The organism is Photobacterium jeanii (assembly GCF_001650345.1).
GTDB classification, from domain to species: Bacteria; Pseudomonadota; Gammaproteobacteria; order Enterobacterales; family Vibrionaceae; genus Photobacterium; species Photobacterium jeanii.
Map to the genome: position 1 here is coordinate 43,211 of NZ_LVHF01000027.1, position 12,862 is coordinate 56,072.

The following is a 12,862-nucleotide window of genomic DNA, read 5'->3' on the forward strand; positions in this document are numbered from 1 at the left end:
TGACAGAGGCTACAACTCATTAAGTGAAAAAGTGCGGTGTACCACAGAATTACCCATCTAGGGTTTTTATTTGAGATGAAGGCGCTAAGGTACTACGACAAACTTAATCTTGGGTTGAATATTGGCTATCGCACCACCATTGCTATAACAAGCTTGTGTAGTAGTAGGAGAAACCTTGCGATATTCACTCGATGCTTTTGATAAGCATGGCTTATTGAAGCCGTCCCCAATGTTATGGCTGGTTTTGGCATTCAGCGCCAAAGCTTGGATTGTCTTTGTGATGGCAGGATCCAGTCGCGAGCAAGGATCACAGCTCCTCACTTTGTTCTATCCAATAAAAGAAACTTTGTATGTCGGGTTTGTTCTCGGGCTACCCAGTATTTTACTGACTTGGCTCAGCGGGCTGCGACATCGTAATAATCATTTAATAAATACGATATGGCGACACGGAAAACTATTATTACTCGTCGCTTATATATCTGATTGTTTATTACAGACGTATCACTTAATCACGACACAGGGTGTGTTTAGTTGGTCAAACGGGGTCATGATGGTCCTCACAATTTGGCTAACCATGTATTTGCTAAGGAGTACGCGCGTTAAGAATACGTTTGCTGATAAACCTGTAGAGAGGTAAAGCAAATGAATGAATGGGGTAAAGGGTTAGTCTTATTTAGTGCCTTGCTCAGCCCACTAGCCATGGCTGATTGGCTACTGGATGTGAATTTCGAATTAACTGGCGCTGATAGCAAGCAAAGCGTGAATACGTCGCTGTCGTTACTGCCGGGTGAAGAAACGGTTTTCTTTGACACCGACGATCAAGGCCTGCATCGCCGTGAATTAGTAGGCAGCGCTGAGTTGTTAGAAGTGTCGGCTGAAGAGTTAAAGATTGCTTTTAAAGTACAAGAGCGCTTGGATGATGGCGGTTGGCGCACAATTATCGCCCCAACACTTTCAACAGGGTTAGATACCCCCGCTTCATTTGAATCAGTTGATGATCAAGCAAATCAACAAGTGAAACTTCATATCGCAGTATCGTCAGTATAACGATGATGTCACGTCGACAGAGTAGGTATGATTTAATCATGGCGTATGTGGCTGTGATAGTAACACCAAGGATTGATGCAAAGCTGATTAGGATATTGTTTTGAAGCTTGAAACTACACGACTCGATTTTCTATAAAACGCTCCTGTTGGGAGCGTTTTTTATTGCCGTACATTTGGCTATCGGCCCGTGATAGGAAGTAATCGGGCGTATCACCGTTACGGTAATAGGTCACCCCGACACTCGCCCCTATCGTGATGGAGTATTCGTTGAGCACAAACGGGCGGCGAGCTTGGATCATGATTTGATCGACCAAGCTATCAACCTCTTTTGTACTGGTCTTAGTGATCAACATGACAAACTCATCTCCCGCTAAGCGAGCGAAAAACGCATTACCTCCTAATAACCCATTCATTCGATAACAGAATTGCTGCAGCACTTTATCGCCAATGTGGTGACCATGGTTGTCGTTGACTTGCTTAAAATCATCAAGGTCGATGAACAGCAAAGCGGGAGCAGCATGTTGAATGGACTGGCATTTTAGAGTGCGGTGTAAGTGCTCTAAAAAGGCATAACGGTTTGGTATACCGGTAAGCATATCTTTACGCGCAATCAGTGCCGTTTTGGCTTCAGATTCTTTTCTGCGACGGATTTCCTTTCTTAATTGCCGATTGGCCCAAGTGCAATAACCAATACCAACCACACTAATAAAAAAGCTGATGATTGCGGTGTTAAGCCAAGGCTTTATGGTTAGCCACATTTGGCGCTCTTGGAGAGGATAAAGAAATTGCTCGTCGATAACAGTGGGCGGAATGATTTTGAGTTGATGCAGCGTATCGGCAATGTGTTGCCAGCGAGTCGTGTTCATGTGGCCGAGCTCGATCAGTTCAGCCATGATCATATCGCGGCTAGCCAGTAATTCTTGCTCAAGCACTGCTGGGCTTTTACCGGTTGGGTAGTGGGTCAGGATTTCTAATGTTTCCGGAATATGTTGCAGTGCATACTCCCAGCCCCTAAGGCTTGCTTCTCGAAAACCTGTCACAACATCTTCGTTGTACTCCACCATATCACTATGAGTGAAGATGATATCGCTGTAGAAATAAATGCCGTGATCGGTTGGATCAAATACTCGTGGGGGAATGCCTTGCTGATTGAGAATGTAAGCATCGCTGGTGAGGTAACCACTAAAAGCATCGACGTGATCTTGTACCAAGCTTTCAAGTTTGCCGGTAGTCGGTACTTGTTCAAAATCGCTGAGGGTTAATCCTGCTTTTGCCATCATCGCAATGATTTCTGCATCTTCATTACCAGCAAACATCATGATTTGTTTACCAGATAAATCCGATAATTGGTAAATCGGCGAGTCGGCTTTCATCAAGAGTACGTTCGGTGAGCGCTGGAAGATATTAGCTAGGGCAACAAGAGGTTGACCATGACCATAAGCGACTAAAACTTCGGTATTACCAACGCCAAAGTGGGCTTTTTTACTCAGAACGGCATGAAGCGCGCTTTTTCCATCACCACCTTGATTTATAGTGACGTCTAATCCGGCTTCATGATAAAAGCCTTTTTCTTTGGCAACATAAAAGCCTGCAAATTCGGCTTGATGGTGCCAGCGCAATTGCAAGTTAACAGCTTCTACTGCTGCCTGAGCTGGGCTGGTTAATATCACCAAAAGTAGTAGAATAACTAAGGTTATTTGACTCACAATATGCAACATCTTTAATCGTTGAAGAGCGGCGGTAACTATATGTAAAGTTAGCTATTGCTGTAAAGACCTAAACCCTACCTATGTGATGGTTAGCAGCGATCATAAGTTCTTGATAAGTCAATTTATAATCAATTTACAAAATAATACTTAGAACCATTTAGGAGATTTTTATGGCTATCGCACAACCGGCAATTATCCCTGATGCAGGGCCATTTGCTCTTTATGTTGTACTGAAAGTGGTTGGTGATAAACAAGCGGTTCTGGACCAATTTAAGCAAGTACACACTCTTGTTAGTAGCATCAATACTCAACAAACCGATGCTAATCTTCGTGCAAGCGTTGCTTTCGGTAAGGATTTTTGGCTTTCGCTTGAACGCGGTTGCCCTGAAAATTTTGATGATTTTGAAGCGCTAGGTGAAGGTGATATTACAGCCCCTGCTACGGGTGGTGATATTCTGTTACACGTAAATGCTTCTCGCCATGATTTAAACTTCTATCTACTTCGTAAGCTATTGACTGATATCGCCGCTGACGTTGAAATCATGGACGAAACATACGGTTTCAAATACCTAGATGCACGTGATATGACAGATTTCATCGATGGTACTGAAAACCCGAAAACCGATGAATCTCGTAAAGAGGTTGCGCTGATCAAAGACGGTGAATTTGCGGGCGGTAGCTTCGTGATGGTTCAGCGCTTTATTCACAACCTACCTGCGTGGAATCGCCTAAACGTGGCAGCACAGGAAAAAGTGATTGGTCGTACTAAACCTGATTCTGTAGAACTCGAAGATGTTCCTGCACAGTCGCATGTGGGTCGTGTTGATATTAAAGAAGAAGGTAAGGGCTTGAAGATTGTTCGTCATAGCTTGCCATACGGTAGCGTGAGCGGTGATCACGGCCTTCTGTTCATTGCTTACTGTCATACCCAGCATAACTTTAAAGCGATGCTAGAGAGCATGTACGGTAAAACTGACGGTAAAACTGATCAGATGCTGCGCTTTACTTCGGCAGTAACCGGGGCTTACTTCTTTGCGCCATCAGCAGAGATGCTAGCAAGCCTATAAGCGTTTTTGCGCGAGACTATCTGAATAATAAAAGCGAAGGCAGTGCCTTCGCTTTTTTGTTGCTACTGTTTTCTATATCGCAGAAAACAAAAACGCCACCCGAAGGTGGCGCTTTATTAAGATTTCACAATCTTACTTCTTGATGCGTAGAACTGGAGTTTCACCCACAGTTGTTGCGCCAGCAAGTTTGTTCAACTCTTTGATTTCGTCCATGTTAGAGATAACAACTGGAGTTAGAGTTGATTTTGCTTTTTCTTCTAGAAGAGCTAGATCGAATTCAATGATAGTGTCGCCCACTTTCACTGTTTGACCTTCTTCAGCGATACGAGTGAAGCCTTCGCCTTTTAGTTCAACAGTATCGATACCGAAGTGTACGAATAGCTCGATGCCGTCGTCAGATTCGATAGAGAAAGCGTGGTTAGTTTCAAAGATTTTACCGATAGTACCGCTTACTGGTGCAACCATTTTGTTGCCAGCAGGTTTAATTGCGATACCGTCACCAACGATTTTCTCTGCGAATACTACATCTGGCACGTCTTCGATGTTAACGATCTCACCAGATAGTGGAGCGATAATTTCAATTGCACCAGCTTCGTTGCTGTCGTCAGAAACTAGCTTCTTCAGTTTGTCAAACAGACCCATAATGTTGCTCCTAAGCGTTGTTATTTTACCTTGTGGCTATTTTATTAGCACATGGTCTTTTCTGCGATGAATTTTTCTACGTGAGCTTCGATTTCAGCTGCAGTTGGTAGAGCAAGTGCTTGCTCAGCCATAGCTTTAACATCAGCGAAGTTAGCATTACGGATAACTTTCTTGATGCGTGGAATCGAAATAGCACTCATGCTGAACTCGTCCAGACCCATACCTAGTAGAAGTAGGGTTGCACGCTCGTCACCTGCAAGCTCACCACACATACCTGTCCACTTACCTTCTTTGTGAGAAGCATCGATAACTTGCTTGATCACGGTAAGTACAGCAGGTGATAGCGGGTTGTATAGGTGAGAAATCAGCTCGTTACCACGGTCAACTGCTAGAGTATACTGGGTTAAGTCGTTTGTACCAATGCTAAAGAAAGCAACTTCTTTCGCTAGGTGATGCGCAACTGCAGCCGCTGCAGGTGTTTCCACCATTACACCGATTTCTAGTTCTTCGTCGAATGCTAGACCTTCTGCACGAAGCTCTGCTTTGTACTCTTCTAGTGCTGCTTTCAGTTCACGGATTTCCTCAACAGAGATAATCATTGGGAACATGATACGGATTTTACCGTGTGCAGATGCACGTAGGATAGCACGAAGCTGGTCGCGAAGGATTTGACGACGATCTAGGCTAATGCGGATTGCACGCCAACCCAGGAATGGGTTCATTTCTTGTGGAAGATCTAGGTATGGTAGATCTTTATCGCCACCGATATCCATTGTACGGATAATCACAGACTCGCCGTGCATTGCTTCAGCAACTTCTTTGTAAGCAACGTATTGCTCTTCTTCAGTTGGAAGCGCGTCGCGGTCCATGAATAGGAATTCTGTACGGTACAGACCAACGCCTTCACCGCCGTTACGGTTAACGCCGTCACAGTCTTTAACTGTACCAATGTTACCGCAAACTTCTACTTGCTTACCGTCTAGGGTAATTGCAGGTAGGTCTTTAAGTTTTGCTAACTCTTCTTTCTCTGCTAGGTATTCATCGCGAGTTGCTTTGAATTGCGCTAGCTCTTCTTCTGATGGGTTGATCACAACTTTGTTGTTGATTGCATCTAGCATCAGCATGTCGCCGTTTTTCACTTGCTTAGTGATATCGTTAGTACCAACGATAGCTGGAAGCTCTAGTGAACGCGCCATGATAGAAGTGTGAGAAGTACGACCACCGATATCAGTGATGAAACCAAGTACGTAATCTAGGTTGATTTGAGCTGTTTCGGAAGGAGTTAGGTCGTTAGCAACAAGGATGACTTCCTCGTTGATAGCACTTAGGTTAACGATGTTGATGCCTAGTGCATTTTTTACAAAACGTGTACCGATATCACGGATATCTGTTGCACGCTCTTTTAGGTATTCGTCATCTAGCGATTCTAGCGTTGAAGCTTGTTCTTCAATGATAGAGTGGATTGCTAGGTCAGCTGAAGCGTTGTTTTCTTTAATGAAGGCTATGATTTCTTCTTCAAGCTCTTCATCCTCAAGCAACATGATGTGACCTTCAAAGATCGCTTCTTTCTCTTCACCAAAGGTGATACGTGCTTTTTCTTTGATTGCTTCTAGTTGCTCAGATGATTTTTTTCGAGCGTCGAAGAAACGTTGTACTTCGTTTTCGATCTGGTCTGCAGGGATAGATGACTTATTTAAGACAATCTCATCTTCTTGCAGGAGTAGTGCTTTACCGAAAGCAATACCCGGAGATGCCAGGATACCTGAAATCATAGCCTTACCTTAACTTATTCTATAAAAACTAGGGACGTAATAAACGGTCTGCGAATTAGTGCAGAGTGTCCATTAGAGCAACTAGGTGATCTACAGCTTCTTGAGCTTGAGCGCCTTCAGCAGAGATAGTTACTACAGTGCCTTTTACTAGACCTAGAGTTTGTAGTTTGAATAGGCTTTTCGCGCTAGCGCTTTTACCGTTTGAAGTCACAGTGATGTCCGCATCGAATGCTTTAGCTTCTTTAACGAACTGAGCAGCTGGACGAGTGTGTAGGCCGTTTTCTGCTGTGATTTCAACTTGCTTCTGATACATTTTTCACCCCGATATTTGAAATATTATGTAATCTTTGCGTAAAAATATTTTAGCTTATAGTAACTGAGATGGTTTGTTTATCTCGATGAATAAATTAACCAAGAGTTAGTCTAAATTGCTTAATCCAAGTCAAAGTTTGATGAGTTATTTTGCCTTGGTTACATTAAATGGACTGATTTATGTCCTTTTATTTTGATGCTAAAAATAAAACGCCTCGGATTTATAGTAAAACCCCGTTTAAAAAGCAACAAAAAAGCCCCCGAGGGAGCTTTTTTCGTCAACAAACTGTCATGAAACACGTAAAAGTGTGATCACTGTTGGGTTTCTTTGTCTGTGAACATACCCGCAAAGAGTGCCGTTGATAGGTAACGTTCACCTGAGCTTGGTAGGACCACAACGATGTTTTTATCAGCATATTCTGGTTTTGCGGCGATATTATTAGCAGCAACCACTGCAGCACCGGATGAAATACCAGCTAAGATGCCTTCTTCTTTCATCAAACGTTGTGCCATTTCAATGGCATCTTCGGAGCTAACACGCTCAACTTCGTCAATCAAATCCAATTCTAGGTTGCCAGGGATGAAACCTGCACCAATACCTTGGATTTTATGTGGCGCTGGCTGAATTTCATCGCCTGCAAGCGCCTGAGTGATGACTGGAGACTCTGTTGGTTCAACCGCAACGGTCGTGATTGCCTTGCCTTTGGTTTGCTTAATGAAGCGGCTTACACCCGTTAGGGTACCGCCAGTACCAACACCAGAAACGAAGACATCGATTTCACCTTCGGTGGCATCCCAAATTTCAGGGCCTGTAGTTTTCTCGTGAATTTCAGGGTTAGCAGGGTTATTAAACTGTTGCAAAAGTAGGTATTGGCTAGGATTTGAAGCCACAATCTCTTCCGCTTTTTCAATTGCCCCTTTCATACCTTTTGGTGCTTCGGTTAGCACTAGGTTTGCGCCTAGGGCTTTAAGTAGCTTACGGCGCTCAAGACTCATGCTCTCAGGCATCGTAAGAGTCAGCTTATATCCACGAGCAGCTGCAACGTAAGCAAGGGCAATACCTGTGTTACCAGAAGTCGGCTCAACAAGCTCTACGCCTTCTTTTAGCGTCCCCTTTTTCTCCGCATCCCAAATCATATTGGCACCGATACGGCATTTCACGCTAAAGCTTGGGTTACGAGCTTCGATTTTTGCTAGGACTTTACCGTTACTTACGCGATTAAGGCGAACCAATGGCGTATTACCAATGGTTAGAGTGTTATCTTCGTAAATTTTGCTCATGATTACCGTTCCTTCGTAACACGTTTCAACTTAAGACACTCTAAGCATAACCATGTTCTGTAATTTGCAAAGTAATTAATTGTTTAGCTGTTATAGCTAAAAGTTATATAGAACCAAGCTATAACAGCACAATTTCGATCTTGTTAACCGATGAACAAAATTATGAACGGTAGTCTTCACGATAGTGATCGACCCACATCGCTGTTGCGCCACATACCGCGATAGGCATCACGAACAAGTTAAGAATCGGAGTCATAGTAAATAGCATCACTAAGCTACCGAAGCTGAGTGACTTACCGCGTTTAACCTTCAGCGCATCACGCATTGAGGTAAAAGGTACCTTGTGGTTATCAAACGGGTAGTCAGCGTATTGAATGGTCATCATCCAAGCACTGAATAGAAACCATAATACTGGGCCTAGTGTTTGGCCTATGGCTGGTATCCAAAGCAAAATCAGTAAACCGATCGCTTTAGGTAAGTAGTATTTTAGTTTGATCCACTCACGCTTCATGATACGTGGAATGTCTTTCATTACTTCTTTGATGCCAGTATCTGGCTGTTTCTCACCAGTCAGTTTGGCTTCTAGTTGCTCGGCCAATAATCCATTGAACGGGGCGGCAATCCAGTTTGCTATGGTGCTAAAGAAGTAGGAGAAGGTCACTAAAGTGGCGATAGCTAATAAAGGCCATAAAATGTAGCTCAACCAGCTAAGCCATTCCGGTAGCATAGCTAGCCACCCCGTGATCCATTGATCAAGCTGTGATAGGACAAAACCAAAGGCGCTTCCGAACAACAGAATATTCACCAATAAAGGCAGGATAACAAAACGACGTGTACCGGGCTCTAGCGCTAAAGATAGACCACGGAAAAAGTAGCCAGCGCCGCTGATTGGGTCTTTAATCGGTGACTGTGTGTACATGCTTGCTCCTTGAGGGCTCTATAAACAGTGAAAAAAGGGGATGAGCCTGCCTGCATGGTACAATACCTCTCACAAATATTCGATTGCCAAGCATTAGTAATGACGTTAGCCCTGAATATAAGTTAACGGTTGAATATGTCTTTCGTTTGAAAAGTAATCAAAAATGCGCACAAAGGCACGATATTCAATGATTCTACGGTTAGATGTTCTCATTGGTTAGTGAGTTTTGATAAAGTAACCCAGCCAGTATGCTTTTTTCGGCTAAGTCGCAGGAAGTGATGGCACTGCACAAAGGATGAATTAGGTCATAAGATGTGATCCTGATTACGCTCTGTTAACGTCAGTGTGCTAATAAATAATGGTGGATTGAGTTAGCTGCTGAGTATGGTAATACTTAGTGCTAACGGATAAATGTTTAACAAAGTTACTTCGCTAGGGTCGGTGACTCTCAGGGATAACAAGCTAAATTTTAGAGTATTGTATGGCGGAATTGCGTCTGGTTCTTATTATTGTTGGTGCGTTGGCGATCTCTGCGCTGTTGTTACATGGCCTTTGGACAAGTCGAAGAGAGAAACCGACGAAGTTTGGTGATAAACCTAAGCCTGTTGGTAAGCTTGAAAGCGAGCAGTCTTTCGATGCTGAAGGTTTCGATCAACATGGTGTTGGTAGTGTTCGCGTAAAAGGTACGGATAATCCTGCGCCTAATACGCCACCGCAGCCAAGCGGGGCGATCAATTTCGGTCAGAAAATAGAGGCAGATCCTCTATTAGACTCAGCTCCAGTAAAAGCGGAGCCTGCACAAGACTTACCTCCTATTTCAGCGCAACCAGAGCCGCAAGCCCCTATTGCAGCCCAAGCGACGGTTGATCAAGTTACAGCTGAGCAAGCTGTAGTTAACCAAGCTACGCAGGCACAATCTTCTGTTCAAGCACCTGTGCAGAGTCAGCCAGTTGAAGCCCCTCAAGTGGCTCAACACCATAAACCGGTTTCGCACGATAATGAGCCAGGTTTGGGTAATCTCGATCTTGTTTCTGAAGAACCTGTTGCGAAACAACAGCCACAAGAATTACAAGCACAGGCACAGCCAGTGTCACCTGTTGCACAACCTGAGCCAGCACCTCAAGCTGCGGTGACAACAACAGCATCAGTACCACAAGAGTCAGTGGCTGAAGCTGCTACTGCGAAGGTTGAAACGGAAAGCGTCGTTATTGAAGAGCCTGTTGTGATTGAAGAAAGCGCAGCAGAACCAGCGCTTGATGGTGAGACAATCATTGTGTCTGACACTGAAGTGATGACGCAGACTTCAGCGGAAGCTGAGCCACAACAAACCGAAGTACAACCTGAAGCTGTTGTTGAGCCAGAACCTGAGCCAGCACCGCTTGAGCGTTCATACATTGCGCTTAATGTTCATGCCCGTAATGGTGAATTACTTCGAGGCGCGAAATTATTCGGTCTTCTTGAACGTCATGGTCTAATTTTCGGTGAGAATTCGGTTTATCACCGTCATGCTGATAAAGCAGGTTTAGAGCCGACGATTTTCACTGTTACTAATATGGTACACCCGGGGAACTTCCCTCAGCATAACATTGAGCAATTTGAAACTCCGGGCATTGCCTTCTATCTCATGCTGCCATGTCATGGTCGCGCAGATATGAATTTCAACAACATGCTACGTACAGTACAGCTTGTTGCTGACGAACTCAGTGCCGATGTATTGGATCAGGATCGTAATATGATCACGCCGCATCGTATTAATGAATATCGTGAGAAAGCGAAGTTCTACACTCAGGCGTAATTAGCGAGTTTCGCAAAAGTTTGATAAGTGGGCTCCTTTGGGAGCCCACTTTTTTATTTAATGCGTTGTCATTGCTTGGTATAACCTTGGCAACAACAGAAAGTATATGTGAGTAGGAATTGCTATGAGTCTTGAAGTCCAGCAGCAACTGGAAACCTTGCGCCAACAGCTGACTTATCACGGTTATCGTTACTACGTGGAAGATAACCCTGAAATCCCAGATGCAGAATACGACCGTATGATGCAGCAACTGCTTGCGATTGAAGCCGAGCACCCTGAATGGGTAACAGACGACTCGCCAAGCCAGCGTGTTGGTGGCACACCATTAGATGGTTTCACCCAAATCCAGCACGAATTACCAATGCTATCGCTCGATAATGCGTTTAACGATGAAGAACTCAAAGCATTTGAAAAGCGTTTGCTAGATCGTCTGCCCGCAGCGTCAGCAATGACATTCTGTGGTGAGCCAAAACTTGATGGCCTTGCTGTGAGCCTAATGTATGAAAACGGTGTACTGACGCAAGCGGCAACCCGTGGCGATGGTACTACCGGCGAAAATATCACCGCTAATGTACGTACTATTCGCTCCATCCCTCTGAAACTACGAGGCGAAGGTTGGCCTGCACGTCTTGAGGTGCGTGGTGAAGTGTTCATGCCTAAAGCTGGCTTTGAAGCCTTGAACGAACGTGCCATCAAGAAAGGTGAGAAAACATTTGCTAACCCTCGTAATGCGGCTGCAGGTAGTTTACGTCAGCTGGATTCGAAAATTACGGCTTCTCGCCCGTTGAGTTTTTATGCTTACTCTGTCGGTGTGGTTGAAGGTTTAACGCTGGCACAAAGTCAGTATGAGCGTTTGCTTCAACTGAAAAGCTGGGGCTTACCTATGTGCCCTGAGATCCGTCAGCTAGAAACCATCAATGATGTGATCGCTTACTACCAGGAAATTGGTGAGCGCCGAGAATCACTACCTTATGAAATTGATGGGGTGGTCTTTAAAGTTGATGACATTACGTTGCAAGAGCGTTTGGGCTTTGTGGCTAGAGCACCGCGTTGGGCGATTGCTTATAAGTTCCCAGCTCAAGAAGAGATGACGGTACTTAATAACGTCGAGTTTCAAGTCGGGCGTACTGGTGCCATTACCCCTGTGGCTAAATTAGAGCCTGTATTTGTTGGCGGTGTGACAGTAAGTAATGCGACATTGCATAACGCTGATGAAGTCGCTCGCCTTGGCGTTATGATTGGCGATACTGTGATTATCCGCCGTGCGGGGGATGTTATTCCTCAGATTGCTTCCGTCGTTGAATCTCGTCGTCCTGACGATGCAAAAGCGATTGTGTTCCCACAAGCTTGCCCTGTATGTGAATCTCGTGTTGAGCGTGTAGAAGGTGAAGCGGTTGCTCGTTGTTCAGGTGGCTTGTTCTGTCAGGCGCAGCGTAAAGAAGCTTTGAAGCACTTTGTTTCGCGCAAAGCATTGGATGTCGATGGCTGCGGCGAAAAGGTCATTGAGCAACTGGTTGATCGTGAGATGGTGGAAACACCAGCCGATCTCTTTAAGTTGTCACCCGGTGTCTTAACTGTTCTAGAGCGTATGGGGCCGAAATCTGCTCAAAAATTGGTTGATGCACTTGTGGCGTCAAAAACGACTACGTTACCTCGTTTCTTGTACTCGTTAGGTATTCGTGAAGTAGGTGAAGCGACCGCTGCCAATTTAGCGAACCACTTTGAAACGCTAGAGGCTATCACTGCAGCTTCGAAAGAACAGTTAATTGAAGTGAACGATGTTGGTGAGATTGTTGCCGAGCATATTCATAACTTCTTCCGTGAACAACACAATAACCAAGTGATTGCTGATTTATTAGAGGTTGGCATCAACTGGCCTGCAATTGAAAAGCCAGAAGAAGGTGTTGAACGTCCGCTAGAAGGTAAGACTGTGGTATTAACAGGCACCTTATCGCAACTTGGTCGTTCAGAAGCAAAAGCGATGCTTCAAGATCTTGGCGCAAAAGTGACGGGAAGTGTTTCGAAAAAAACGGACTTACTTGTTGCTGGTGAAGCGGCGGGTTCAAAGCTAACCAAAGCCCAAGATTTGGGGATTGAGGTTTGGGATGAACAACAGCTACTTGATTTTGTGAAGTGATGAGAATTGCTTTTCTGAGCAAGTGATATACGCAGAGTTTATTGCTTAGAGACAGAATAAATATCCAATTATATAAACGCACTGGGGTAATTCTTGGTGCGTTTTTTTATATTTACGATTTAAATCAGCCGATATTACGCTCTGATTTTATTCGAGCGACATCAGCTGTTTTTTTACAAAT

At 44.4% G+C, this 12,862-nt stretch carries 11 protein-coding genes; 5 read left to right on the forward strand and 6 right to left on the reverse strand.

Annotated features, from left to right (window positions below; translation table 11 throughout):
• Positions 1-175 precede the first annotated feature (175 nt).
• Both A3K86_RS12890 and A3K86_RS12895 read left to right on the forward strand, forming a co-directional pair.
• Positions 176-637, forward strand: a complete 462-nt coding sequence (locus tag A3K86_RS12890) for a DUF2919 domain-containing protein (RefSeq protein ID WP_068331565.1) — start codon at positions 176-178, stop codon at positions 635-637.
• Positions 638-642: 5 nt separating this feature from the next.
• The gene (locus A3K86_RS12895) at positions 643-1,047 is read left to right on the forward strand and encodes a hypothetical protein (protein WP_068331566.1); all 405 of its coding nucleotides are present in this window, start codon (positions 643-645) and stop codon (positions 1,045-1,047) included.
• A 113-nt stretch (positions 1,048-1,160) separates the two neighbouring features.
• Here A3K86_RS12895 and A3K86_RS12900 read toward each other — a convergent pair whose 3' ends face one another.
• Positions 1,161-2,753, reverse strand: a complete 1,593-nt coding sequence (locus tag A3K86_RS12900; RefSeq protein WP_068331644.1) for a GGDEF domain-containing protein — start codon at positions 2,751-2,753, stop codon at positions 1,161-1,163.
• A 173-nt stretch (positions 2,754-2,926) separates the two neighbouring features.
• Between A3K86_RS12900 and A3K86_RS12905 the strand changes: the two genes are divergently transcribed.
• A complete protein-coding gene (locus A3K86_RS12905; RefSeq protein ID WP_068331567.1) occupies positions 2,927-3,823 on the forward strand; it encodes a Dyp-type peroxidase in 897 nt (298 codons plus the stop codon).
• A gap of 132 nt (positions 3,824-3,955) precedes the next feature.
• Here A3K86_RS12905 and crr read toward each other — a convergent pair whose 3' ends face one another.
• The 5 genes from crr to cysZ form a co-directional block, all read right to left on the reverse strand.
• Entirely contained in the window at positions 3,956-4,465 is a 510-nt protein-coding gene (gene crr, locus A3K86_RS12910) for a PTS glucose transporter subunit IIA (protein ID WP_068331569.1), read from the reverse strand.
• A 44-nt stretch (positions 4,466-4,509) separates the two neighbouring features.
• Entirely contained in the window at positions 4,510-6,237 is a 1,728-nt protein-coding gene (gene ptsI, locus A3K86_RS12915; protein ID WP_068331570.1) for a phosphoenolpyruvate-protein phosphotransferase PtsI, read from the reverse strand.
• A 55-nt stretch (positions 6,238-6,292) separates the two neighbouring features.
• Positions 6,293-6,550 carry an HPr family phosphocarrier protein gene (locus tag A3K86_RS12920; RefSeq protein WP_068331574.1) on the reverse strand — a complete coding sequence of 86 codons (258 nt, stop codon included), beginning with the start codon at positions 6,548-6,550 and terminating at the stop codon, positions 6,293-6,295.
• A gap of 311 nt (positions 6,551-6,861) precedes the next feature.
• The gene (gene cysK, locus A3K86_RS12925) at positions 6,862-7,830 is read right to left on the reverse strand and encodes a cysteine synthase A (RefSeq protein ID WP_068331576.1); all 969 of its coding nucleotides are present in this window, start codon (positions 7,828-7,830) and stop codon (positions 6,862-6,864) included.
• A 160-nt stretch (positions 7,831-7,990) separates the two neighbouring features.
• Positions 7,991-8,749 (reverse strand): sulfate transporter CysZ, encoded by a 759-nt coding sequence (gene cysZ, locus A3K86_RS12930; protein ID WP_068331578.1) that lies wholly within the window; start codon positions 8,747-8,749, stop codon positions 7,991-7,993.
• A 481-nt stretch (positions 8,750-9,230) separates the two neighbouring features.
• Between cysZ and zipA the strand changes: the two genes are divergently transcribed.
• Positions 9,231-10,544, forward strand: a complete 1,314-nt coding sequence (zipA, locus tag A3K86_RS12935; RefSeq protein WP_068331581.1) for a cell division protein ZipA — start codon at positions 9,231-9,233, stop codon at positions 10,542-10,544.
• Between the two features lie 124 nt (positions 10,545-10,668).
• Entirely contained in the window at positions 10,669-12,681 is a 2,013-nt protein-coding gene (gene ligA, locus A3K86_RS12940) for an NAD-dependent DNA ligase LigA (protein ID WP_068331583.1), read from the forward strand.
• Positions 12,682-12,862 lie beyond the last annotated feature (181 nt).